The organism is Mesorhizobium sp. ES1-3 (assembly GCF_020164795.1).
Lineage (GTDB): Bacteria > Pseudomonadota > Alphaproteobacteria > Rhizobiales > Rhizobiaceae > Mesorhizobium.
In genome coordinates, this window is record NZ_JAIUGW010000014.1 from 115,250 (window position 1) to 139,001 (window position 23,752).

General features: G+C 61.6%; 19 protein-coding genes and 1 pseudogene. 14 read left to right on the forward strand and 6 right to left on the reverse strand.

Annotated elements, in window-relative coordinates; all coding sequences use genetic code 11:
- Positions 1-12 precede the first annotated feature (12 nt).
- From LB536_RS19730 to LB536_RS19770, 9 genes and pseudogenes are all read left to right on the forward strand, one after another.
- The gene (locus LB536_RS19730) at positions 13-1,320 is read left to right on the forward strand and encodes a replication-associated recombination protein A (RefSeq protein WP_140811892.1); all 1,308 of its coding nucleotides are present in this window, start codon (positions 13-15) and stop codon (positions 1,318-1,320) included.
- Between the two features lie 107 nt (positions 1,321-1,427).
- Positions 1,428-2,003: a DUF930 domain-containing protein gene (locus tag LB536_RS19735; RefSeq protein WP_224595565.1), complete on the forward strand. Its 576-nt coding sequence runs from the start codon at positions 1,428-1,430 to the stop codon at positions 2,001-2,003.
- A 157-nt stretch (positions 2,004-2,160) separates the two neighbouring features.
- Positions 2,161-2,991, forward strand: coding sequence for an aspartyl/asparaginyl beta-hydroxylase domain-containing protein (locus LB536_RS19740; protein WP_140758603.1), 831 nt, complete (start codon positions 2,161-2,163; stop codon positions 2,989-2,991).
- 252 nt (positions 2,992-3,243) lie between these two features.
- Positions 3,244-4,983, forward strand: coding sequence for a hypothetical protein (locus LB536_RS19745; RefSeq protein WP_224595568.1), 1,740 nt, complete (start codon positions 3,244-3,246; stop codon positions 4,981-4,983).
- Between the two features lie 170 nt (positions 4,984-5,153).
- Positions 5,154-5,404 (forward strand): annotated as a pseudogene (locus LB536_RS19750) (hypothetical protein).
- A 106-nt stretch (positions 5,405-5,510) separates the two neighbouring features.
- Entirely contained in the window at positions 5,511-6,491 is a 981-nt protein-coding gene (locus LB536_RS19755; RefSeq protein ID WP_140758605.1) for an RluA family pseudouridine synthase, read from the forward strand.
- Positions 6,492-6,538: 47 nt separating this feature from the next.
- Entirely contained in the window at positions 6,539-7,411 is an 873-nt protein-coding gene (locus LB536_RS19760; protein WP_224595616.1) for a DMT family transporter, read from the forward strand.
- Between the two features lie 12 nt (positions 7,412-7,423).
- Positions 7,424-8,215 carry an ATP12 family chaperone protein gene (locus tag LB536_RS19765; RefSeq protein ID WP_224595571.1) on the forward strand — a complete coding sequence of 264 codons (792 nt, stop codon included), beginning with the start codon at positions 7,424-7,426 and terminating at the stop codon, positions 8,213-8,215.
- Positions 8,216-8,399: 184 nt separating this feature from the next.
- On the forward strand, positions 8,400-10,289 hold the full coding sequence (locus LB536_RS19770; RefSeq protein WP_224595575.1) for an MFS transporter: 1,890 nt from the start codon (positions 8,400-8,402) through the stop codon (positions 10,287-10,289).
- Positions 10,290-10,370: 81 nt separating this feature from the next.
- Here the strand turns inward: LB536_RS19770 and LB536_RS19775 are convergent, their stop codons facing one another.
- The gene (locus tag LB536_RS19775; RefSeq protein ID WP_140758609.1) at positions 10,371-10,565 is read right to left on the reverse strand and encodes a DUF2735 domain-containing protein; all 195 of its coding nucleotides are present in this window, start codon (positions 10,563-10,565) and stop codon (positions 10,371-10,373) included.
- 312 nt (positions 10,566-10,877) lie between these two features.
- Between LB536_RS19775 and LB536_RS19780 the strand changes: the two genes are divergently transcribed.
- The gene (locus LB536_RS19780) at positions 10,878-11,918 is read left to right on the forward strand and encodes a glutamine synthetase beta-grasp domain-containing protein (RefSeq protein ID WP_140758610.1); all 1,041 of its coding nucleotides are present in this window, start codon (positions 10,878-10,880) and stop codon (positions 11,916-11,918) included.
- Positions 11,919-12,662: 744 nt separating this feature from the next.
- On the opposite strand, the gene glnA is transcribed toward LB536_RS19780, so the two are convergent.
- Both glnA and LB536_RS19790 read right to left on the reverse strand, forming a co-directional pair.
- Complete coding sequence (gene glnA / locus LB536_RS19785) at positions 12,663-14,072, reverse strand: type I glutamate--ammonia ligase (RefSeq protein WP_015317961.1); 1,410 nt, start codon at positions 14,070-14,072, stop codon at positions 12,663-12,665.
- Between the two features lie 66 nt (positions 14,073-14,138).
- Entirely contained in the window at positions 14,139-14,477 is a 339-nt protein-coding gene (locus tag LB536_RS19790; protein ID WP_006205430.1) for a P-II family nitrogen regulator, read from the reverse strand.
- A gap of 357 nt (positions 14,478-14,834) precedes the next feature.
- Here LB536_RS19790 and LB536_RS19795 point away from each other — a divergent pair, with 357 nt between their 5' ends.
- Positions 14,835-16,364, forward strand: a complete 1,530-nt coding sequence (locus LB536_RS19795) for an NAD(P)H-hydrate dehydratase (RefSeq protein WP_224595577.1) — start codon at positions 14,835-14,837, stop codon at positions 16,362-16,364.
- Between the two features lie 26 nt (positions 16,365-16,390).
- Here LB536_RS19795 and LB536_RS19800 read toward each other — a convergent pair whose 3' ends face one another.
- Positions 16,391-17,923: an acyl-CoA carboxylase subunit beta gene (locus LB536_RS19800; protein WP_140811886.1), complete on the reverse strand. Its 1,533-nt coding sequence runs from the start codon at positions 17,921-17,923 to the stop codon at positions 16,391-16,393.
- 410 nt (positions 17,924-18,333) lie between these two features.
- Between LB536_RS19800 and LB536_RS19805 the strand changes: the two genes are divergently transcribed.
- Positions 18,334-19,758, forward strand: coding sequence for a DEAD/DEAH box helicase (locus tag LB536_RS19805; RefSeq protein ID WP_224595579.1), 1,425 nt, complete (start codon positions 18,334-18,336; stop codon positions 19,756-19,758).
- Between the two features lie 105 nt (positions 19,759-19,863).
- On the opposite strand, the gene LB536_RS19810 is transcribed toward LB536_RS19805, so the two are convergent.
- Both LB536_RS19810 and LB536_RS19815 read right to left on the reverse strand, forming a co-directional pair.
- Positions 19,864-20,838, reverse strand: coding sequence for an alpha/beta hydrolase (locus LB536_RS19810; RefSeq protein ID WP_224595581.1), 975 nt, complete (start codon positions 20,836-20,838; stop codon positions 19,864-19,866).
- 86 nt (positions 20,839-20,924) lie between these two features.
- On the reverse strand, positions 20,925-21,746 hold the full coding sequence (locus LB536_RS19815; protein ID WP_224595583.1) for an SDR family oxidoreductase: 822 nt from the start codon (positions 21,744-21,746) through the stop codon (positions 20,925-20,927).
- 226 nt (positions 21,747-21,972) lie between these two features.
- On the opposite strand from LB536_RS19815, the gene LB536_RS19820 reads away from it, so the two are divergent.
- On the forward strand, positions 21,973-23,007 hold the full coding sequence (locus tag LB536_RS19820; RefSeq protein ID WP_224595584.1) for a cysteine synthase A: 1,035 nt from the start codon (positions 21,973-21,975) through the stop codon (positions 23,005-23,007).
- Complete coding sequence (locus LB536_RS19825; RefSeq protein WP_224595586.1) at positions 23,007-23,750, forward strand: alanyl-tRNA editing protein; 744 nt, start codon at positions 23,007-23,009, stop codon at positions 23,748-23,750. Before LB536_RS19820 ends, LB536_RS19825 begins: the two co-directional genes overlap by 1 nt.
- Positions 23,751-23,752: the final 2 nt, after the last annotated feature.

Below are 23,752 nucleotides of genomic sequence, written 5' to 3' on the forward strand. Positions count from 1 at the left end.
TAAAAGAAGTGCATGGCCGATCTGTTCAGCGTTGACGAACCGGAAAAGGTGTCGCCCGGGCGGCCGCTGGCCGACAGGTTGCGTCCGAAGAACCTTGGCGAGGTCGTCGGCCAGGAGCATCTGACGGGTCCCGACGGCGCGCTGACCCGGCTGATCGGCTCCGGTTCGCTGGGCTCGATGATCTTCTGGGGGCCGCCCGGCACCGGCAAGACCACGGTGGCGCGATTGCTTGCCGGCGAGACCAGCCTTGCGTTCGAGCAGATATCCGCCGTCTTTTCCGGCGTCGCCGATCTGAAGAAGGTGTTCGAGGCGGCCAAGCTGCGCCGCGCCAACGGCCGCCAAACCCTCCTTTTCGTCGACGAGATTCACCGCTTCAACCGTGCCCAGCAGGATTCTTTTCTTCCCGTCATGGAGGATGGAACGGTTGTCCTGGTCGGCGCCACGACTGAAAACCCGTCCTTCGAACTCAACGCGGCCTTGTTGTCGCGCGCGCGGGTCATGGTCTTTCATTCGCTCGGCGAAGACAGCATCGCCAAGCTGATGACGCGGGCGGAGGAGACCGAGGGCAGGGCGCTGCCGCTCGATGACGAGGCGCGGGCGATGCTGATCCGCATGAGCGATGGCGACGGACGCGCATCGCTAACGCTGGCCGAGGAAGTCTGGCGTGCGGCCAAGCCTGGCGAGATATTCGATCCCGAGGGGCTGCAGCGCATCGTGCAGCGCCGCGCGCCGATCTACGACAAGGGCCAGGACGGCCACTACAATCTGATCTCGGCGCTGCACAAGTCGGTGCGCGGCTCGGATCCGGATGCCGCACTCTACTATCTCGCGCGCATGTTCGATGCCGGCGAGGATCCGCTCTATCTCGGCCGCCGGCTGGTGCGCATGGCGATGGAGGACATCGGGCTGGCCGATCCGCAGGCACTGGTCGTCGCCAACGCCGCCAAGGATGCCTATGACTATCTCGGCTCTCCGGAGGGCGAACTCGCTTTCGCCGAGGCCACTGTCTATCTCGCCACCGCGCCGAAATCCAACGCCGTCTATACGGCTTTCAAGGCAGCTACGCGGGCCGCGAAGGAACATGGCTCGCTGCTGCCGCCGAAGCACATCCTCAACGCGCCGACCAAGCTGATGAAAGAGGAGGATTACGGCGCCGGCTACCGTTACGACCATGATGAGCCGGACGCCTTTTCAGGCCAGGACTATTTTCCCGAGAAGATGGGTCGACAAACCTTCTACGATCCGCCCGAGCGTGGTTTCGAGCGCGATATTAGAAAGCGGCTCGACTACTGGGCAAAGCTACGCAAAGAGCGGGAATAACCGGTTTGCGTGGCCCGGTGGTCGTCACGCTTCGGGACGAGGCTTCGCCCTGGGGCATTTCAGCTTCGGTCGTCCTCCATATACTGTTCGCCGCGACACTGGCATTGATGCCGTTGCCGAAGCGGCCGACCCGGCTGGAGGACGAGCGGGTGTCGGTCGACATCCTGACGCCTGAACAGTTCGAGGCATCGACGAAACCGCCGCCGGCCCCTGCGGCTCCAGCGGTACCGGAGGCGCGGGCGGCAGAGCCACCACCTGCTTCGAACCCGCCCAAAACTCAACCGCCCGTCGCGCCTGCCATGATTCGTCCGACGCGGATGCTGTCGGCCAAGACCCTGGCCGATCCGCGTAGCAAGCAGGCGCGCGCCGATCTCGAGACCTTCGCATCCGACGAGCGCATGGTGCAGCTTTGCAATCTGGAGGCCATGGATCAGATCCGCCAATGGCGCGCGGATTTCCGGCCGGAGCAGGTGGTGCCCTACGCAACCGCCGAGGAAAAGATCACCGGCACGACGATCGCCGCTGACGGTGCGGCTTTTCGCAGCCGTAGAAACTGGTACAGTTTGAAGTTCAAATGCCTGCTCGCGCAGGACGGCGAAAGCGTGATTGGCTTTGAATTCCTGGTCGGCAATCCCGTGTCCAGGGATAAATGGGACGAGCTTGGCTTGCCGGAAGTGCACTGACGGCCCGGCAGGCTCCACCAGGCAGCCAGCCCGGCCAGCTACCATGGCCGTTGTGCGGTGACCCAAAAAACCTTATCAAGGCGCACGGTCGGGCGGTGGCCGTTGCCATGATTTGGGCACCTCATTCGCAACAGGATCGCGCTTCGCGCGTGGAAAAATGACAAAAAACCTTCGCAAATCCCTTCGCAAGTTCGCCATTGCCATCCCGCTTCTTGCCCTTGGCTTCTATTTCATCCCGATCCTGACGACGATCTTCATCGTCTGTGGCCTGATCGACGTGCTGCGCAACGACAGGAAGGATCTGGCGCTGTTCAGCGGCTACTTCCTTGGCAACGGGCTCTTCACCTGGTTGCTTTCACCCTTCAACCTGTTGGTCGATCTTCTGTGCTACAGAAATCCGGGCGTGTGGAAGCTGGAGCAGTTTCCCGCCGACTATCAGCGTGAGGTCAACGAGGTCCTTGATGTCTTCAAGGCGCGCAAGGACGAGATCATCGCCGATATCGACGCCAATTTCGGCGCCGGCCGGCGCGGCATGTATGTCTACCAGTGGTATGGCAAGCACAGGATAGACAACGTCGAGGAATTCAATAAGGATTTCAAATATATCAAGACGATTGCCGTTTCCGTCTTCAGCAAGCGCGAATCGACCTCCTGGCATTTCGGGCCGTTGCGGCTCAGCCTACGCATCCTCTACAATCTGATCCCGGTGAAAGCTGAGATTTTCGTCGAATGCGGCAACGTCAAGAACTACTGGTACGACAATCCGCAGTTCATTTTCGACGACACGCTGCTGCATCGCTCGGTCAACGAGTATGATGGCCGCCGCTACTGCGTGTTCATGGATATTATCAGGCCGTCCCCGGTGCCTCGCCTGATCGCTGGCATGCTCGCGGTCGTCTCGGTGAGCGTCGAGCGCATAAATTCGATGTTCTACAAGAACTGGAAAATGATTGGCTCCACAAAGCCAAAGAAGGTCGAAACCACCTGAGTTGAATATCTATCGGTGCTGTCGGCGAAGCCGGCAGCATCCCACCATGGAATTTGGCGCAATTCCATGAAATGCAGACGACTTTCCGCAGGGTATTGCGTCAAGACAAGAGTCGCTGCCGGCGCAGGTGTATTGAGGGCCGCCAGGCTATGCTCCTCCAAGACGGGCAGCTTTAGCGTTACGTTGGTTCAGACCTCGACCTCTTTGGGCTACCGACAATTCATTATATGAACTGTGTAGCAGGATTCGCATTTGCCCGAATGGCTACGGCTGCGTCAGGGCGTCTCGATTCTGCCGTCGGCAGTTCTGTCCCTCTTCCTTCCTTGGCGGATCCAAGTGTCAAAGAACAAAGTCTTCGGATTCTGGACGGGAGCCTACATATGCACCGTGATGCTAGGCATTGCCATCAGCGCCGCGTACATAAAGCTTGAAGAACCAGTCTATTATTGGGACAACGCTGCTTATTTCAATGTGTTCAACCGGCAGGGAGCGCTCCTGGTCGAGAACCCCTTGGACTGGCTGAGCCAGTTGGCCACCTCCATCGCCACGGAAGATTATGGTGTGGCGATCCTGGTGCCGTTGATGCCCTTTCACATCGTCTTCGGTGGTTCGAGGCTTTCCTTCGTTGCTGGAATAGTGTCGGTCTACCTGGCTCCAGCGGCTCTCTTCATAGGCAGGATAAGTTATCTCGAGGCGGTTTCCGAAGCACCTTCTCGAAGCTGGCCAGCCGTCTGGATCGCGGCCTTGCTCTACACGCCGTTCTGGGCGCCGACACTTCGTGGAATGCCTGATGTTGCCGGTTGCCTCGCTCTCACCGCGGCAACCTATTTCCTGTGGAAGTCCAAATTCCTGACCCGCGAACCGGTGGTGAGCGGAATATCCGTCGGCGCGAGCCTATGGTTGGCGTTCACGCTGCGTCGCTGGTACGCCTACGCCGCTATCGGGGTTGCCCTTTCCGCGGCGTTCCTGGGTTTGCTGCGGATCGCAAGGGATCGAGACCTTCCGGCGTTCCGTGCGGCGGTAGGGGGTGGCCTGTGCGCGACCTTCGTTATCGCCGCAACCGCATTGAGCTTTCAACTGCCGCTGATCGCCAGAATTGTGGGAACGAGCTACGGCGACCTCTACAGCGGATACAAGACGACCTTTGTCACCCAGCTCGGTGAAATGGGGAGCCGGCTCAGCTATGTAAATTGGCTGCTGATCATTGCCGGGCTTTACATCTCCATTGTCCGCCGCAACAGGTTCTCCCTATTCTGCGCCATCGTCTCGATGCTCACATTTTTGATTTTCACCCGGACGCAGGATCCGGACCGCCATCATTCACTGCCGATGTTTCTTTGGCTTTTTCCCGCATACGCCCAGGCCATCGTCGCGATCGTTTCCGTACCCGCCTTGAAATCGCGATGGTGGACCGCCGGCATGGCGGTCGTCGCTGGACTCGCTTTCTTGGGCACATTTTTCCCGACGGGTCGTCAACTCCTGTCTCCGGTCGATTTCGTTTTTGCGCGAGAGGCCACGCTCCCGCTCCATCTCGACAATCTCCCCGAATACAGGCGCATGATCGATGATCTGACCAGCAGATTGGGACCAGAGGATCGCTTTTCGGTTTTTGCCTCGGGAGCTGTGATGAGCGATGCGCTGTTGTTCGGGATGGATCGGGACCTCGTTCCTCATGTCGGCTGGATTTGCCAGGTGGACAGTCGTGATGGGTTTCGGCCGGACGCATTGCAATCCAGATTTGTGATTGTGACCGACCCGCCGCTTACTCATCTGCAACCGGGTGCGCAGATTTGCGTCACGCTTCCGAACCAATATATTCTTGTCGGGCAAGGCATCGGTGCCGCCTACAAGCGCGTTGCGCGGTACCAATTGTCCGGCGGCGTTACCGGCTATCTGTATGAGCAGATTCGCCCCGTCACGCAGCAGGAACTCAACGCGCTGTACGGCGAATTCCGGAAGGAATATCCGGACTGGACAACGCCTGTCTGGTGAACCGCGATCTGGCGATGATCGCCCGATATCGCGCAACCTGGGTTGGAAGCGCGTTTCCTGACGCGGTCGACTGTCCGTGGTATCCCGAAGCAGCGTCACCGGCTGCAAGGGCACCGGATTCAGGGGATTGACGCGGCACCCTCGCACCGGCAGTAACGGCTACGTTCAATCTGCTTCTTGTTGTTGTCGGCGGCGGCATTGGTGCCGGCATCCGCCATTTGACCAGTATGGGCGCGCTGCGCCTCGTCGGCCGCAACTACCCCTGGGGCATGATGGCGATCAACATCATCGCTCCTTCGCGATGGGGCTGTTGTGGGAGCGGGGGGGCACGCTGCCCGCGTTCGGTTACGCACTGGCCAGTGTCATTGTCGCCATTGTCGCCCTGTTTTTGGGTCTTTGGTTTGTAAGAAGCCTGCCATAAAGCACGCCTTGGCGTGCTTTGTGGTTTTGGGCGGCATGCATTAGTGCTATTGCCGCGCCAAGCGCGGGCCAAGAGCCCTGCTCGGGAAACGGACAAGCGAAAAAACATGGCAGGCGTTGAACAGATCACGGTGGAGGCCGGCGAGGCGGGCATGCGGCTCGATCGCTGGTTCAAAACGCATTTCCCGGGTCTTGGCTTCGGCCATCTGCAGAAACTGCTGCGCTCCGGCCAGATCCGCGTCGATGGCGGCCGGGTCAAGGCCGACACCCGTGTCGAGCCGGGCCAGATGGTGCGTGTACCGCCGCTCGAGGTGGACAAGAAGGGCGAGAGCGCGCTGACGGGTCACTCGATCCGCAACCAGGGCGACGCCGATGTACTCGCCAAGATGCTGATCCATGAGGACCCTAAGGTCTTCGTCTTCAACAAGCCGGCGGGCCTCGCCGTTCAGGGCGGCTCCGGCGTCACGCGCAATGTCGACGACATGCTGGAAGCCTGGCGCAACCAGAAGGGCGAGAAGCCGCGGCTGGTGCATCGGCTCGACCGCGATACGTCGGGCGTGCTGGTCGTCGCCCGCACCAGGCTGGCCGCCATGAAGCTCTCCGAGGCGTTCCGGGCGCGGGAAACCAAGAAGACCTACTGGGCGCTGGTCAAGGGCGTGCCGCCCAAGCGAGAGGACAAGATCTCGACCTGGCTGATCAAGGAGGCTACGCCGGACGGCGACCGTGTGCGCGTCGCCGCCCATGGTGAAAAGGGCGCCGACCATGCCGTGTCCTACTACCGCATCATCGAGCAGGCGGCGCAGACCATGACCTGGTTGGAGATGGAGCCCTATACGGGACGCACCCACCAGCTCCGCGTCCATGCCGCCTATATCGGCTGCCCGATCATCGGCGATCCGAAATACTTCGAAGCCGACACCAACTGGGATTTTCCCGGCGGCATTCAAAACCGCCTGCACCTGCACGCGCGCCGCATCATTATTCCGCACCCGGACAAGGGCGTCATCGACGTCACCGCGCCGATGCCGCCGCATATGCGCCAGAGCTGGAACCTGATCGGCTTCGACGACGCCAGCGCTGAGGATTGACCGTGAGCGACGCCACCGACGCGCTCGATCGGCGCGACACGGTCGACATGGCGGCGGCCGCCATCATGGTCGGCCTGACCTTTTCCTGGGGCCTGAACTACGTCGCCGCCAAGATCTCCTATGCCGGCTACGACCCCGTCTTCCTGTCGATCGCACGTTCGGTCATCGGTGGTTTCTGCGTCTTTCTCTGGTGCCGCTGGCGCGGCATTGCGCTGTTCACCAGGGATGGGACATTGCTGGCCGGCATCGCGGTCGGCGTGCTTTTCGGCATCGAGTTCCTTTGCCTCTATGTCGGCCTGGAGCACACGACCGTGGCCCGCAACACGCTGCTGGTCAACTCGATGCCGTTCTGGATGCTGATCAGCGGCCATTTCCTGCTCGGCGAACAGATCACCACGCGCAAGTTCCTTGGCCTGCTGTTGGCCTTTGCCGGTCTTGCCACCGTTTTTTCCGACAAGCTCGGCGGTGGCGGAGACATGCTGTTCGGCGATCTCCTAAGCCTTGTTTCCGGGTTTTTCTGGGCATTGACCAATATCCTCATCAAACGATCGAAACTGGTCGAGGCAAGCGCGGAGAAGCTGCTGCTCTATCAACTCGCCGGCGCCGCAATCGTTGGCGTGTTGGTGATGCCTCTCGCCGGCCCGCCGGTTCGCGATCCAGCCTTGGTGCCGACATTGGCGCTGCTTTTCCAGGCGATCTATATCGTCGCCTTTACCTACGTGCTGTGGTTCTGGCTGCTGCGCCGCTATCCGGCCTCGGGCCTGTCGAGCTTCACCTTCCTGTCGCCGGTCTTCGGTGTTTTATGCGGTGCGATCATCTTGAACGAGCCGCTGACCATCCGCATCTTTCTGGCACTTGGCTTGATCGCGGCGGGGCTGATCATCGTCAACCGGCCGGCACGCAAGCTGACACCGGTGTGAGAAAGTTTCGTCATGCGTGACATCCTCGACGACCTCGAAGCGGGCAAGTATCTTTCCGATCCGGATCCGGTGCGTCGCGCCCAGATCCAGATGAAGACGCCGCTGCCCAAACGCTTCTACAAGGATGTCTCGGTCGCGCCGGTGGAAGCCGGCTTTGCCGTGCAACTCGACGGCAGGCCGGTGCGCACGCCGGGCAAGGCTCTGCTGGCGCTGCCGACCGAGGCGGCCGCGGCGCTGGTTGCCGCCGAGTTCGCCGAACAGGGCGAGACGATCAATCCGGTGACGATGCCGGTGATGCGGCTGGTCAATACCGCCATCGATGGCGTGGCCAGCGATCCGCAGGCGGTGCTGGAAGACATTCTGCGTTTTGCCTCGTCGGATCTGCTCTGTTACCGCGCCGACGCCCCGCAAGGGCTGGTCGAGCGGCAGAACGAGCAGTGGGATCCCGTCATCGACTGGGCACGCACCGCACTTGGGGTTCGCTTCAACCTTGCCGAAGGCATCATCCATGTCGAGCAGCCGCGCGAAACCATTGCCGTGCTGGGTAGCCATATGGCTCAGCGCACCGAGCCGCTGCGCCTAGCCGCCATTCATGTCATGACTTCGCTGACGGGGTCGGCATTGCTGGCGTTGGCTGTCGATTTCGGCGAGCTCGACGGCGAGCAGGCCTGGGCCGCCGGCCATGTCGACGAGGACTGGCAGATCGCGCAGTGGGGACAGGACGCCGAAGCAGTCGCGCGTCGTGCCGCCCGCAAACGAGACATGATGGCCGCCGTCAAATTGCTCGAAGCGCTGCGGGCCTGAGCGCTTCGCGCCGCCTTCGCACTGCACCTAATACCAAAGTCATAATCCCATCGTCGCGGTGCCTTTCCCCGGCGCTTTCTGCCATTTCTCTTGTGCTGGCTGCGTTTTTTGAGTCCGCGTTCGGAGGAGAACGCGGACGGTGGCGCACAGCATCGAGGACTGGGTCTCACGGGAGGATAACTCAATGGCAATGGCATCGACCGCCCGCGGAACGAGCCGCGGCATGACGCGGGAGGAGAAGAAGGTCATCTTCGCTTCCTCGCTCGGCACCGTTTTCGAATGGTACGATTTCTATCTCTACGGCTCGCTGGCGGCTTTCATCGGCTCGACCTTTTTCAGTCCGACGATTCCCGAGGCAACGCGCAACATCTTCGCGCTGCTGGCCTTTGCCGCCGGCTTCCTCGTGCGCCCGTTCGGCGCGTTGCTGTTCGGTCGCATCGGCGACCTCGTCGGCCGCAAATACACGTTCCTGGTCACCATGACGATCATGGGCCTGTCGACCTTCCTGGTCGGTCTGCTGCCCGGCTATGCAACCTTGGGCATCGCGGCTCCTGTGATCCTGATCGTCCTGCGCATGCTGCAGGGCTTGGCGCTGGGCGGTGAATATGGTGGTGCGGCGACCTATGTCGCCGAGCACGCGCCCGATGACCGCCGCGGCTTCTACACCTCATGGATCCAGACGACAGCGACACTCGGCCTGTTCCTGTCGCTGATCGTGATCCTGATCGTGCAGGGATCGTTGAGCAAGGAGACGTACGCCGCCTGGGGCTGGCGCATTCCTTTCATCGTCTCTTTCCTCCTGCTCGCCGTTTCGATCTGGATCCGGTTGTCCCTCTCGGAGTCTCCGACTTTCCAGAAGATGAAGGACGAAGGCAAGGGCTCCAAGGCGCCGCTCTCGGAGGCCTTTGGCCAGTGGAAGAATGCCAAGATCGCGCTCCTGGCGCTACTCGGCCTCACCGCCGGTCAAGCCGTCGTCTGGTACAATGGCCAGTTCTACGCGCTGTTCTTCCTGCAGAACGTGCTGAAGGTCGATGCCCAGTCGGTCAACATCATGATCGCCATCGCGCTGGCGCTCGGCTCGATCTTCTTCGTCGTGTTCGGCTGGCTCTCGGACAAGATCGGTCGCAAGCCGATCATCATGGCTGGCCTTGCGCTCGCCGTCGTCTGCACCTTCCCACTGTTCAAGGCGTTGACCTGGGCCGCCAATCCGGCGCTCGCCAAGGCACAACAGAGCACTCGGGCAACGGTGACGGCGGCCCCCGGCGACTGCAGGTTCCAGTTCAATCCGGTCGGAACCGCGAAATTCACGACGTCCTGCGACATCGCGACTTCGTTCCTGACCAAGAACTCGGTTCCGTACGACGTGGTGTCGACGGCTGCGCCCGGGACGGCTGCGTCAGTCAAGATTGGTGCAGAGACGGTGGCGTCCTACGACGCGGTCGCCGCCGGCGATCAGGCCAAGTCCAAGGACGCGGCCTTCGTCAAGGCCGTCAACATGTCCCTGCAGGACAACGGTTATCCGCTGAAGCGCGCGGCGACCAAGGTTGCGGACCAGAAACTCGATGCGTTTGTTGCCGCGAACCCGGAACTGAAGCTGGACGCTGCCGCAATCCGTGCCGGTGAGAAGGCGACCGTGCCGATTGATCAGGCGGTCAAGGACAAGCTCTTGACCATCGACGAGGCAGCGGGTGCACCCGAGGTCACCGTCTACAACATACCGGGCGGCGGTGCCTTTGCCATGTTCGCCGATCCGGCAGCGGTGAACTGGCCGATGACAATCGGCATCCTGTTCATCCTGGTGCTGTTCGTGACCATGGTCTACGGGCCGATCGCGGCGATCCTTGTCGAGATGTTCCCGACCCGCATTCGCTACACCGGCATGTCGTTGCCCTATCACATCGGCAATGGCTGGTTCGGCGGCCTGCTGCCGGCGACGGTGTTCGCGCTCAGCGCCTACAAGGGCGACATCTACTACGGCCTTTGGTATCCGGTGGTGATCGCGGCGTTCACGCTGGTCATCGGCATGATCTTCGTCAAGGACACGCTCGGAACAGACCTGCACACCAAGCAGTAGAGCCGGTCGGCCGATACGAACGAAAAGCCCGGCGCGAGCGATCGCGCCGGGTTCTTCATATGAGATCGACGTGGAAGGGCTTCAGCTCTTCCGTTGCGGGTTTTCTGCCTCGACGGCGGCCTCGTGATACCAGCCATCGAAATCGGTATGCTCGCCGCGAAGCGCGGCAAGCTCTGCCGCGAATTTGGCCTTGGCGCCTAAAGTTAAGGCAGACTTGCGCGCTGCCAGTGGGAACATCAGGATTTTCGCCGACGGACGCGACTGCGTGACTTGCATTGCCGGTCTCCCTACTTTTTCAGAAGCTAGCCGATTCAATTCTCATCAAAATAGGTTCTGCGATTCATTTAGGCAATATGCCTACGAAAAGATCATGATTTGCCTAGCAGTTAAGCAATATTGCCGTTTGGACGATCTTGACGCATTGCTGAGACGGCTCAGCAAAATCAAAGCCTTGGCATGACCATTTTGCCGCACCCCGCGAAAGCCGAGTGGCATACGAATTGCTTTTTAATCACCGGCAGGCCGGCCTGTTTCGGCCATGCATCGACATCGCCTGCTTGCGGTGTCCAAGCAACGAGAGGCTCTAGAATGACCAAATACAAGCTCGAGTATATCTGGCTCGATGGATACACCCCGGTCCCCAATCTTCGCGGCAAGACGCAGATCAAGGAATTCGCCGAGTTCCCGACGCTCGAGCAGCTGCCGCTGTGGGGCTTCGACGGGTCCTCGACGCAGCAGGCCGAGGGGCATAGCTCCGATTGCGTGCTGAAGCCGGTCGCCGTCTATCCGGATCCGGCCCGCACCAACGGCGTTCTCGTCATGTGCGAAGTCATGATGCCCGATGGCGTTACGCCGCACGCATCCAACAAGCGCGCCACCATCCTCGACGACGAAGGCGCCTGGTTCGGCTTCGAGCAGGAGTATTTCTTCTACAAGGACGGCCGTCCGCTCGGCTTCCCCGAGAGCGGCTATCCCGCACCGCAGGGTCCGTACTATACCGGCGTCGGCTATTCGAATGTCGGCTCCGTTGCGCGTCAGATCGTCGAGGAGCATCTCGATCTCTGCCTTGCGGCCGGCATCAACCACGAAGGCATCAACGCCGAAGTGGCCAAGGGCCAGTGGGAATTCCAGATTTTCGGCAAGGGTTCCAAGAAGGCCGCCGACCAGATGTGGATGGCCCGCTATCTGATGCAGCGCCTGACCGAAAAGTACGGCATCGACATCGAATACCACTGCAAGCCGCTCGGCGACACCGACTGGAATGGCTCGGGCATGCATGCCAATTTCTCGACGTCCTATATGCGTGAAGTCGGCGGCAAGGCCTATTTCGAAGCGCTGATGGCGGCCTTCGACAAGAACCTGATGGACCACATCGCCGTCTACGGCCCGGACAACGACAAGCGTTTGACCGGCAAGCACGAGACCGCGCCGTGGAACAGGTTCAGCTATGGCATCGCCGATCGCGGCGCCTCGATCCGCGTCCCGCATTCGTTCGTCAAGAACGACTACAAGGGCTATCTGGAAGACCGCCGCCCGAACTCGCAGGGCGACCCCTACCAGATCGCCTCGCAGATCCTGAAGACGATCGCTTCGGTGCCGGCGAGCGCAGAGGTTTCGGCCGCCGCCTGATCCTCTTTGCGGCGCGGGCAGCTCCGCACCGCGCACGGATGCTCGTTATGGAAAAGGCCCGGGCGGAAACGCCCGGGCCTTTTTGCCGGATTGGCCCGGATCGGCGAATTCCCCCAAAAAAAGTCAGGTTGAAAAGGGACGAGCAATTTTAGCGGAACAACAGGCTTTGGTCGGCGCCCCTTGCCGCCGCTCGTCTCGTGCGTTTCCGAGTTTCGTCGAAAAAGCCCGGAAAACAGCCTTTTTCAGCCCGTCAGTACACCAACGAATCTTTATATAAGCTGCTGGTAATACATCGAAATCGGCGATTTATGCCTCCGGCCGGCGGCGTTGACAGGCCACGCCGCCGCATGCGTATTCGTGGCCTCGGGGGTTACGCCAAAGCGATGCTGTTCGAACGGGGCGGGGGTTTCGTGAACGACGGCATTGGCGGGGGCGCCGGACGAGCGGGCATTGCAGCCTGAGGCAGTGTGCCGCTCGCTCCTGGCGTTTGATTGCGCCCGAAAGGCCATCCGCCAAATTGCTTGAACGGGGCGCTGGCTGGGTCTTGCCACCTTGACCTGGGGTCTTCTGCCTGCGGCCACAAGGCCTGGCTGCTCCAGTTGTGATGCGTCCCCAAAAAAAGCAAGTTGACCATCGTTGCGGGCTGGCCGCACGCCATCCATTGATGGGGCCCGCTGGATCAGCAAAAAAGCCCTTGAAGGGGGAAATCCTTCAAGGGCTTTGAAACGCCGTCCGAACGAAACCTTACACCGAATAGTACATGTCGTATTCGACTGGGTGCGGGGTCATTTCGAAGCGCATCACTTCAGCCATCTTGAGCTCGATATAGCTGTCGATCTGATCGTCATCGAAGACGCCGCCGGCCTTCAGGAAGCCTCGGTCCTTGTCGAGGCTCTGCAGCGCTTCGCGCAGCGAACCGCAGACGGTCGGGATCTTCTTCAACTCCTTCGGCGGCAGGTCGTAGAGATCCTTGTCCATCGGCTGTCCCGGATGGATCTTGTTCTTGATGCCATCGAGGCCGGCCATCAGCATGGCGGCGAAAGCGAGATAGGGGTTCGCGCCCGGATCGGGAAAGCGGACCTCGACGCGCTTGGCTTTCGGTGAACTGCCGAACGGGATGCGGCAGGACGCCGAGCGGTTGCGCGCCGAATAGGCGAGCAGCACCGGCGCCTCGTAGCCCGGCACCAGACGCTTGTAGGAGTTGGTCAGCGGGTTGGTGAAGGCATTGATCGCCTTGGCATGCTTGATGATGCCGCCGATGTAGAACAGGCAGCTCTCCGACAGACCGGCATATTCATTGCCGGCGAAGGTCGGCTTGCCGCCCTTCCAGATCGACTGGTGGACGTGCATGCCCGAGCCATTGTCGCCGAAGATCGGCTTCGGCATGAAGGTCGCCGTCTTGCCATAGGCGTTGGCGACCTGGTGCACGACGTACTTGTAGATCAGCATCTTGTCGGCGTTGCGGACCAGCGTGTCGAACTTGATGCCGAGCTCGTGCTGGGCGGCGGCCACCTCGTGGTGATGCTTTTCGACGCGGACCCCCATTTCGGCCAGCACCGTCAGCATTTCGGAGCGCATGTCCTGTGCCGAATCGATCGGCGGCACCGGGAAATAGCCGCCCTTGATGCGCGGGCGGTGGCCGAGATTGCCGGTCTCGTAATCGGTGTCGTCATTCGACGGCAGTTCGGTCGAATCGAGCTTGAAGCCGGTGTTGTAGGGATCGGCCTTGTACTTGACGTCATCGAACACGAAGAATTCGGCTTCCGGACCGACATAGATGGTGTCGCCGATGCCTTCCGACTTCATGTAAGCCTCGGCCTTCTTGGCCGTGCCGCGCGGATCGCGGTTGTAGGATTCGCCCGAGACCGGATCGAGGATGTCGCACAGGATGACCATGGTCGACTGCGCGAAGAACGGATCCATGTGGACCGTGTCCGGATCGGGCATCAGCACCATGTCGGACTCGTTGATGGCCTTCCAGCCGGCGATCGAGGAGCCGTCGAACATGACGCCGTCGGCGAACATGTCTTCCTCGACCTCGACGACATCCATGGTCACGTGCTGCAGCTTGCCCTTCGGGTCGGTGAAGCGCAGGTCGACGAATTTCACGTCGTTGTCCTTGATCTGCTTCATGATGTCTTTGGCTGTCGTCATGTCATGTATCCCTGTGTGCTGACGTTTTTTGATGGATGACGTTTCTTAGAGGATGGCCGGGTCGGATCAAACCGCGTCCATTCCGGTTTCGCCGGTGCGGATGCGCACGACTTCCTCGATGTTGGAGACGAAGATCTTGCCGTCGCCGATGCGGCCGGTCTGGGCCGCCTTGCGGATGGCCTCGATCGCGCCTTCCACGGCATCGTCGCCGAGCACGACCTCGATCTTCACCTTGGGCAGGAAGTCGACGACATATTCGGCGCCGCGGTAGAGTTCGGTGTGACCCTTCTGGCGCCCGAAACCCTTGGCCTCGGTCACGGTGATGCCTTGCAGTCCGGCCTCCTGAAGCGCTTCCTTCACTTCGTCCAGCTTGAATGGCTTGATGATCGCTTCGATCTTTTTCATGTAAAAAGTGGCCTCCACTGCCAAAAAAACGGGTTGTGAGCCCCCGCTTGCGCCTCAATCAAGCACGAACTGTGCCAGTCGGAGGGAACAGAAGCGGTGTCATACGATTTCAAAGCCATGTCACCCCCAGATGCAAATTCGCGTCGTTCGCTGCATTGGAAGCGGCATGAATGGCCGTAGCCTATCCGGCGCCACCGTGCATGTCTGCCCAATATCTGGGCAAATTGCTCATCTGGCGGGCAGCTTGGTGCCTTCGATCCTCGCGCTGATCGACGTGGTCATGACAGTGCCAGCTCCTCCCAGTTTGCGTCGGATCGAAAACTGGACAATGCTTGATCGAATGCGGATCGGCAATCCATGAGCCACGAACTTCTTACTTCCGCCGAGATGGGCGAAGCGGATCGGCGGACAATTGCAGCGGGTCCAACCGACGGCATTGGATTGATGCGCCGTGCAGGGCAAGCCGTCGCGGCCGAAGTGCTCAGGCGCTATCCTGCGGCGGCGCACGTCCACGTGTTGTGCGGCCCGGGCAACAATGGTGGCGACGGCTACGTCGTCGCTCGCATCCTGGCTGGCAGCGGCGTCGCCACCACGGTCTGGGCGTCTGGCCCGCCGAGGCCGGATAGCGACGCGGCACTCGCCGCCGCGGAATGCCCAATCAAGCCCCGGCCGCTATCGGATTTTGATGCAGGTCTCGGCTCGATCGTGGTCGATGCGCTTTACGGGGCGGGGCTGTCCAAGCCGCTGTCGGGCGAGGCCGCCAGGGCGGTCGATCTGGTCACCGACCTGCATCTGCCGGTTGTCGCGGCAGACCTGCCTTCCGGCATCTCCGGCGACAGCGGCAAGGTGCTCGGCACATCGTTTTCAGCCGACCTCACCGTGACCTTTGCGCGCAAGAAGCCCGGCCATCTGCTCCTGCCGGGCCGGGAACGATGCGGAGAGATCGTGCTCGCCGATATCGGCATCGGCGCGCAGATCATTGCAAGGCTCCAGCCCCGGACATTCGAGAACGGACCGGCACTTTGGTTGCGCGATTTGCCGGTGCCGGCCGTCGACGCGCACAAATACAAGCGCGGCCATGTCGGTGTCTTTTCCGGTGGCACCGATGCCACGGGCGCGGCGCGGCTCTCGGCGCTTGGCGCTGCCCGAAGCGGGGCAGGGGCGGTGACGGTTCTGTCGCCGGGCAACGCCATGCAGGTCAATGCCGCGCACCTGACTTCGATCATGTTGCGCAGGGCCGACGACGCTGCCGACATTGAGACATTTGTCGGCGAGCGCCGGCCATCGGCCTTTGTTCTCGGGCCCGGCTTTGGCATCGGTGAAAAAACCCGGGCGTTCGCGCTTGCGCTGCTCGCGTCGGGCCAGTCGGCGGGCGCCTCCACCGGAATTGACGGCCTGGTCTTCGACGCAGACGCGATCACTTCGTTTCGTGAGGCGCCAGATATTTTGTTCGACGCCGCCCGCAGGCCGGACGCGCCCGCGCTGGTGATGACACCGCATGAAGGCGAGTTCGCCAGGCTGTTTCCTGGCATCGCCGATGACAATGCCTTGTCGAAGCTGGACAAGGCTCGCGTGGCTGCAGCGGCTGCCAATGCCGTCCTCGTCTACAAGGGCGCCGATACGGTGATCGCCGCTCCGGACGGCAGGGCAGCAATCAATTCCAATGGCGCGGCGTGGCTTGCCACCGCAGGGTCGGGCGACGTGTTGTCCGGCATCACGGCCGGACTGCTTGCCCAGGGCGTGCCGGCTTTCGAAGCGGCCTGCGCGGCGGTCTGGATCCATGCCGAGGCCGGGAGTCGGTTCGGGCCGGGACTGATCGCCGAGGATTTGCCGCTAGCACTGGTGCCGGTGCTGCGCGAACTGGTTGCTGCCGAAAGCGGGCGCTGATCAACCGCAACGCCCGCGACACCAGTTCACAGCGGGATGTTGTCGTGCTTCTTCCAGGGGTTCTGCATGTCCTTGTTGCGCAGCATGCGAAGCGCCCGGGCGATACGGCGGCGGGTCGAGTGCGGCATGATCACCTCGTCGACATAACCGCGTTCGGCAGCGACGAAAGGCGACAGGAAGCGGTCCTCGTAAGCCTTTGTATGGGCAGCAATTTTTTCGGCATCGCCGATGTCCTTGCGGTAGATGATCTCGACCGCGCCTCTCGCACCCATGACGGCGATCTGCGCCGTCGGCCAGGCATAGTTCATGTCGCCGCGCAGATGCTTTGACGCCATGACGTCATAGGCGCCGCCATAGGCTTTGCGGGTGATGACGGTGATCTTCGGCACGGTCGCCTCGGCATAGGCGAAGAGCAGCTTGGCGCCATGCTTGATCAGCCCGCCATACTCCTGCGCGGTGCCCGGCAGAAAGCCGGGAACATCGACGAAGGTGACGATGGGAATAGAAAAACAGTCGCAGAAGCGCACGAAGCGGGCCGCCTTGCGGCTGGCGTCGGAATCGAGCACGCCCGCCAGCACCATTGGCTGGTTGGCGACGAAGCCGACCGTGCGGCCCTCGACCCGGCCGAAACCGGTGACGATGTTCTTCGCGAAACTCTGCTGGATCTCGAAGAAATCACCCTCGTCGGCGACCTTCAGGATCAATTCCTTGATGTCGTAGGGCTTGTTGGCATTGTCGGGGATCAGCCGGTCGAGCGACATGTCGTGGTCGGTGACCGACTGGTAGCATTCGATCTCGGGGACCTCGGCCGTGTTGGAAGCTGGCAGCAGGTCGATCAGACGGCGCATCTGCAAGAGTGCTTCGACGTCATTGTCATAGGCGCCGTCGGCGATCGAGGATTTCGTCGTGTGGACGGAAGCGCCGCCGAGGCTCTCGGCGGTCACCGTCTCGTTGGTCACGGTCTTCACCACGTCCGGCCCGGTGACGAACATGTAGGAAGTGTCGCGCACCATGAAGATGAAGTCGGTCATGGCGGGCGAATAGACGTCACCGCCGGCACAAGGGCCCATGATGACGGAGATTTGCGGAATGACGCCGGAAGCGAGCACGTTGCGCTGGAAGATTTCGGCATAACCGCCAAGGGCAGCGACGCCCTCCTGGATGCGTGCGCCGCCGGCATCGTAGAGGCCGATGATCGGCGCCCGGTTGCGCAGCGCCATCTCCTGCACCTTGATGACCTTTTCGGCATGGGCTTCCGACAGCGAGCCGCCGAACACGGTGAAATCCTTGGCGAAGAGATAGACGGGACGGCCGTTGACCGTGCCCCAGCCGGTGACGACGCCATCGCCGGCGATCTTGGTCTTCTCCATGCCGAAATCGGTCGAGCGGTGCTCGACATACATGTCGAACTCCTCGAACGAACCTTCGTCGAGAAAGACCTCGATGCGTTCGCGCGCGGTGAGCTTGCCTTTCTTGTGCTGGGCGTCGATGCGCGCCTGGCCGCCACCCATGCGGGCGATGTCGCGCCGCCGCTCGAGTTCCTTCAGCACGTCCTTCATCGCTCGGTCCCCAGAAAACGGAAGCTGCGTTTGTGGTAATGATGCCCGTCGGGGAGCGCAAGCGTCGGCTTTTGGTCCGTTTTTGCTGCGCTGCAACATCGAGCCCTTGCATTTCGGGGCGAACTCAGCCATATGCAGCGACATAGGCGCTTGGGCCGGACTCACCGGCCTTCTCGACGAATGAGACTGGTTGCGTCTGTTTTCCCTCTTTCCGGTATATCGGCCCCTCTTTCCGGTACATCACAAAGCGGCGAAAAAGCCCCGTGGCATGACGCCTGCGGGCACGACAGCGCAGCCGCGCGGACAATCCTGTCCGCCGCCTTGTCGTTCCATGACAGTTTATCCGACGGCAGGTTGCGCCCTGCCGCCATTGATATTTGCGGCCAGAGGCCGCGTGAAAGAAGATTATTTTGACCAACGAAAACACTTTGCCCGGCAACGACACCGCGGAACTCTCCGGTTTCGCGGCGCTGGGAATTACCGGTGCGCTGCTCAAGGCCACCCACAATGCCGGCTTCACCGAGCCGAAGCCGATCCAGATGCAGGCGATCCCGCCGCAGCTGGAAGGCCGTGATATTTTCGGCATCGCGCAGACCGGCTCCGGCAAGACCGCGGCCTTCGCGCTGCCGATCCTGTCGAAGATCATCGCGCTCGGCACCAAGCGGCGCGCCAAGACGACCCGGGCGCTGATCCTGGCGCCGACCCGCGAACTCGCCGTGCAGATCGAGGACACCATCAAGATCCTCGCCAAGGGCGCGCATGTTTCGACGGCGCTCGTGCTGGGCGGCGTCTCGCGCTTCAGCCAGGTGAAGAAGGTTGCTCCCGGCGTTGATATCCTCATCGCCACGCCCGGCCGGTTGACCGATCTGGTGCGTGAGGGCGACCTCATCCTCTCCGACACCAAATGGCTGGTGCTCGACGAGGGCGATCGCATGCTCGACATGGGCTTCATCAACGACGTCAAGCGCATTGCCAAGGCGACCGCACCCGATCGCCAGACGGCGCTGTTCTCGGCCACCATGCCGGACGAGATCGCTGAACTGGCCAAGGGCCTCTTGAAGAACCCTGTGCGTGTCGAAGTCTCGCCGCAAAGCACCGCGGCCGCCGAAATCGTCCAGGGCGTCGTCTTCGCCCGCACCAAGCAGAAGCGCCAGGTGTTGTCGACGATGCTCGCCGACGCGGCGATGAAGTCCGTCATCATCTTTTCGCGCACCAAGCATGGTGCGGACCGGGTGACCAAGGACCTAGAGCGCGACGGCTTCAAGGCCGCCGTCATCCACGGCAACAAGTCGCAGAATGCCCGTCAGAAGGCATTGAATGATTTCCGCGACGGCTCGGTACGCATCCTGGTCGCAACCGACATCGCGGCGCGCGGTATCGACGTGCCCGGCATCAGCCATGTCGTGAATTTCGATCTGCCGGACGAGGCCGAAAGCTACGTCCATCGCATCGGCCGCACCGGCCGCAACGGCATGGATGGCATCGCGATCACGCTTTGCGATCCTTCGGAGAACAGCAAGCTGCGTCAGGTCGAGCGGATCATCCGCACCAAGCTGCCAATCGTTGCCGACCACCTCGGCAGCCCCGATCCGGCACGCAATCCGGCGGAAAAGAACGAGCGCTTCGAACCCGCCAACGATCGCAGCGACCGTAATGGTCGTCGCGACGGCCGGCGGCCGGGCGGCGAAAAGAAGCAGAACCACAGCTTCGGCAAGAAGCGCTTCGGCGACAAGCCGGCGTTTGCCGGTGAGCGTAAGCCGGAAGGTGCAAAACCCTTCAAGGGCAACAACAAACGCCGCTTCGGCGGCAAGCGTCCGGCGGCACGGGCTGCTTGATACGTCTCATGGCGGTCGGCCAATCCGGGCGGTTGGCTGGTGACTGACTAAGCGAAGAAAAGGGCTGATGAAGCAATGCTTCATCAGCCCTTTTCGTCTTGAAGTCTACTTCGCCACCGCTGCGATCCAGACGGCAATCCGTTGCGCCAGGAATGCCGTGGTGGATGGCGACAACGCGTCGCCGGCGATGACATGATTGTCGGGATCGCCAGTGCTTTCGATGGGGACCAGTTCATGCGCTCCACCCCAGCGTGAGGCGATTTCGCGGGTCCGGCCGGGCCGCACCACTCTGTCCAAATCCGAGAAGATGAACAAAGCCGGGATGGTCGCCTTCTCCACGGGCGCGCCATAGGCAAGCTCGGTCAGGGCCTGCATCGGCATTGTCGCGGCGATCGGATATCGGCTGGTCCAGAACTTCTCGTGCAGCGCGTTGCGCGGCACGAAGCTGCGTTCCTTACCGGCGACGAGTTCGGCGATCTGCTTGCCCCATGGCATGGTCAGGATTTCGGCGCCGGATGCCTTCACGCCGAAATTGGGCGAAATGAATGCAATGGCCGCTACTCCGTCCGAAGCTCCGGGCTGCGTTGCGGCCCAGGCCGCCAGCGAGCCGCCGGTCGATGTCGAGATGACGACCACCTTGTCGCCGATCGCCCGGCCGATGGCGAGCGCCTCTTCATAGTCGTTGATCCAGGCATTGACGCTGCCTTGCGTCATCGCATCGCCGTCCTGCCCGTGACCGGTGAGGCGGGTGTAGAACAGGTTGGCGTCGAGCTGGTCGGCAACGTCGTCGGGCAAGGGCCGGACCTCGCCCTTCGATGCGGAAAAGCCGTGGATGTAGACGATCGACAGCGGCGTCTTGGCGTGCACCATCCGGTTCGCCCAGACGATCTCCTTTTCCAGCCCGTCGCGGATACCGGGCACGGCGGCTTCCACCTTTGCCACATAAGCCTGTGGGTCGTCACCGATGACGGAAGGATCGAAACGGATCGTGGTGTCGACGGGTACGCGTGGACCCAATAGGAAGGCCAGTGCAAGGACGGCGATCAGGCCCAGCACAGCAAGCACGATCCGTCGCCCCATCGCAGACTCCACGCAACAATATTCAAACTATGGCCATGAACAGGCAACGGCCGTTCAGGCAGCCATGCCACCAATCCTGTGGGCATCTATTGGTTGGGCGGTTTGCGCTCGTAATGCAGCGGCCGTGCCTTCCAACTGGTCGTCAGGGTGATCACCCATCTGCATAGCGGCCTTGGCAGCATGCCGAGAAATTTCAGCGGCCAGCTCGTCCGGTACGGGAAGGTGACTTCGAAGCGGCCGGACTTGATTCCCTTCACCATGCGGCGCGTCGCGCGGCCGACCGGCATCAGGCCCGGCATCGGCAGCATGTTCTTTTCGGTCAATGGCGTGTCGACGAAACCGGGGTTTATCACCTGGACGCGGATGTTCATCTTGTCGAAATCATATTTCAGCGACTCGGCCAGGATGTTGATCGCCGCCTTGGTGCCGCCATAGGCGGCCGTGGTCGGCCAGCCGAAATAGGCGGTCACCGAGCCGACCAGGACGACATGGCCACGCGCGCGCACCCGCATATACTCGACGACAGGCACCAGCCCATTGATGATACCGAAATAGTTGACCTCGAAGGAGCGGCGGAAGTCGCGGACAACGAGGGACTCTCCGGGTGTCGCGATGTAATTTCCAGCATTGAATATGGCGAGCACAATCGGCCCGAGGTCCTTCTCGATCGCGGCGACCGTTCTTGCCATGCGCAACTCGTCGGTGACGTCGCAGGGAAAGGACACGACCTTGCCCGGCATCTGCGCGGTCTCGACGATGAGCGTGTCGATCGGATCGTCGTCCAGTGCTGTCACCGCCACGGCATAGCCTTGTGACGCCAGATCCCTGGCCAGCGAGCGGCCGATACCGCTGCTGCCGCCCGTGACCCAGGCGACGCCGTGTTTCGGATCGGCCCGATAGAGTGTCATGCTGCGCCCTGCCGAGTTGTTGGTGCCTTGCTCTAGCGGCGAGGAAATCGAATGAAAAGAGTGCTTCTCGACGCCGGGTGCAAATGAACTGTCCTGTGTCCATCCGGTCCCCAGCGACATCCATACACCGCAGCGCCGGAAATGCGACTGGACCAGACGAATTCTTGCCTTGAAACCGCAGCGTTGGGTTTCTAGGGTTTCGGCGCACGTACACAAGGAATCCTGAATGCCCCGTTCTGTGATCGACGCGATCGGCAACACGCCTCTGATCCGCCTCAACAAAGCTTCCGAAGAGACCGGCTGCGAGATCCTGGGCAAGGCCGAGTTCATGAATCCGGGCCAGTCGGTCAAGGATCGCGCCGGCCTGTTCATCATCCGCGACGCCGAACAACGCGGCCTCTTGAAGCCGGGCGGTGTCATCGTCGAGGGAACGGCCGGCAACACCGGTATCGGGTTGACGCTCGTCGCCAAGGCGCTCGGCTATCGCACCGTCATCGTCATTCCCGATACGCAGAGCCAGGAAAAGAAGGACACGATCAGGCTGCTCGGCGCCGAACTGATCGAAGTGCCCGCCGTGCCTTACAAGAACCCCAACAACTACGTGAAGCTGTCGGGGCGGCTGGCCGAGCAGATGGCGAGGAGCGAGCCGAACGGCGCCATTTGGGCCAACCAGTTCGACAATGTCGCCAACCGCGATGGCCATATCCGCACCACGGCCGAGGAAATCTGGGCCCAGACCGGCGGCAAGGTCGACGGTTTTGTCTCGGCGGTGGGGTCGGGCGGTACGCTGGCCGGTGTCGGGCTCGGACTGAGGGCCAAGAACAAGACCGTCAAGATTGCGCTCGCCGACCCTCTCGGCGCCGCCCTCTACAGTTTCTACACCAGCGGCGAATTAAAGTCCGAAGGCAGTTCGATCACCGAAGGCATCGGGCAGGGGCGCATCACCGCCAATCTCGAAGGCTTCGCGCCTGACTTCTCCTACCAGATCAAGGATGAGGATGCGCTGCCGATCGTCTTCGACCTAATCCAGGAGGAAGGCTTGTGCGTCGGCGGCTCGACCGGCATCAACATTGCCGGTGCGATGCGGCTGGCCAGGGATTTGGGCCCGGGCCACACCATCGTGACGATCCTCTGTGACTACGGCACGCGCTACCAGTCGAAGCTGTTCAATCCCGAATTCCTGCGCGACAAGAAGCTGCCGGTGCCGGGCTGGATGGAACTGCAGAGCAAGATTTCGGTGCCGTTCGAAAAGGTCGCGTGATGGCGCACAGGACGGAAGCGCTGTTTCGCGACGACGCCTATCTCAGGACGGCTGACGCCACGGTCGTCGCCATCAATGAGCGCGGCGGCATCATCCTCGACCGGACCATCTTTTATGCCACCTCGGGCGGTCAACCGGGCGATTCCGGTTATCTCGAACGCGCCGATGGTAGCCGCATCACAGTTGCCGCCACCATCACGGGTGAGACCAAGGATGAGATCATCCACGTACCGGGGCCGGAGCAGGCAATGCCGGGGGTTGGCGAGCGGGTGAAACTTGCCATCGACTGGGAGCGCCGACACCTCCTGATGCGCATGCACGCTGCCTGCCATCTGCTCACCGTCGTCTGTCCGTTCCCGATCACCGGTGCGGCGGTTTCCGAGGATGACAGCCGTGTCGATTTCGACATTCCGGACGCCACCTTCACCAAGGAAGATGTGACTGCCGGCATGATGGACCTTGTGCGGGCTGATCATCCCATCTTCACCAGGCTGATCAGCGACGACGAATTGGCCGCCAATCCCGGCCTGGTGAAATCCAAGAATGTCCGACCGCCTGTTGGCACGGGCAAGATCCGCCTGGTCTGCATCGGCGAAAGCGCCTCGGTGGACAGCCAACCGTGCGGCGGCACCCATGTGAAGAGCACCGGCGAAATCGGCGAAATCCACATCGGCAAGATCGAGAAGAAAGGTCGGGAGAACAGGCGCTTCCGCATCCGCTTTGGTCCGATGCCGGCGGCCTGATA

Coding starts and splice junctions, on each gene's coding strand:
- LB536_RS19775 (WP_140758609.1), bottom strand. CDS start 10,565: ATGCAAGTCACGCAGTCGCGTCCGTCGGCGAAAATCCTGATGTTCCCA.
- LB536_RS19755 (WP_140758605.1), top strand. CDS start 5,511: ATGGCAGGCGTTGAACAGATCACGGTGGAGGCCGGCGAGGCGGGCATG.
- glnA (WP_015317961.1), bottom strand. CDS start 14,072: ATGACGACAGCCAAAGACATCATGAAGCAGATCAAGGACAACGACGTG.
- LB536_RS19825 (WP_224595586.1), top strand. CDS start 23,007: ATGGCGCACAGGACGGAAGCGCTGTTTCGCGACGACGCCTATCTCAGG.
- LB536_RS19765 (WP_224595571.1), top strand. CDS start 7,424: ATGCGTGACATCCTCGACGACCTCGAAGCGGGCAAGTATCTTTCCGAT.
- LB536_RS19790 (WP_006205430.1), bottom strand. CDS start 14,477: ATGAAAAAGATCGAAGCGATCATCAAGCCATTCAAGCTGGACGAAGTG.
- LB536_RS19780 (WP_140758610.1), top strand. CDS start 10,878: ATGACCAAATACAAGCTCGAGTATATCTGGCTCGATGGATACACCCCG.
- LB536_RS19800 (WP_140811886.1), bottom strand. CDS start 17,923: ATGAAGGACGTGCTGAAGGAACTCGAGCGGCGGCGCGACATCGCCCGC.
- LB536_RS19770 (WP_224595575.1), top strand. CDS start 8,400: ATGGCAATGGCATCGACCGCCCGCGGAACGAGCCGCGGCATGACGCGG.
- LB536_RS19740 (WP_140758603.1), top strand. CDS start 2,161: ATGACAAAAAACCTTCGCAAATCCCTTCGCAAGTTCGCCATTGCCATC.
- LB536_RS19820 (WP_224595584.1), top strand. CDS start 21,973: ATGCCCCGTTCTGTGATCGACGCGATCGGCAACACGCCTCTGATCCGC.
- LB536_RS19815 (WP_224595583.1), bottom strand. CDS start 21,746: ATGACACTCTATCGGGCCGATCCGAAACACGGCGTCGCCTGGGTCACG.
- LB536_RS19735 (WP_224595565.1), top strand. CDS start 1,428: ATGCCGTTGCCGAAGCGGCCGACCCGGCTGGAGGACGAGCGGGTGTCG.
- LB536_RS19795 (WP_224595577.1), top strand. CDS start 14,835: ATGAGCCACGAACTTCTTACTTCCGCCGAGATGGGCGAAGCGGATCGG.
- LB536_RS19760 (WP_224595616.1), top strand. CDS start 6,539: ATGGCGGCGGCCGCCATCATGGTCGGCCTGACCTTTTCCTGGGGCCTG.
- LB536_RS19730 (WP_140811892.1), top strand. CDS start 13: ATGGCCGATCTGTTCAGCGTTGACGAACCGGAAAAGGTGTCGCCCGGG.
- LB536_RS19810 (WP_224595581.1), bottom strand. CDS start 20,838: ATGGGGCGACGGATCGTGCTTGCTGTGCTGGGCCTGATCGCCGTCCTT.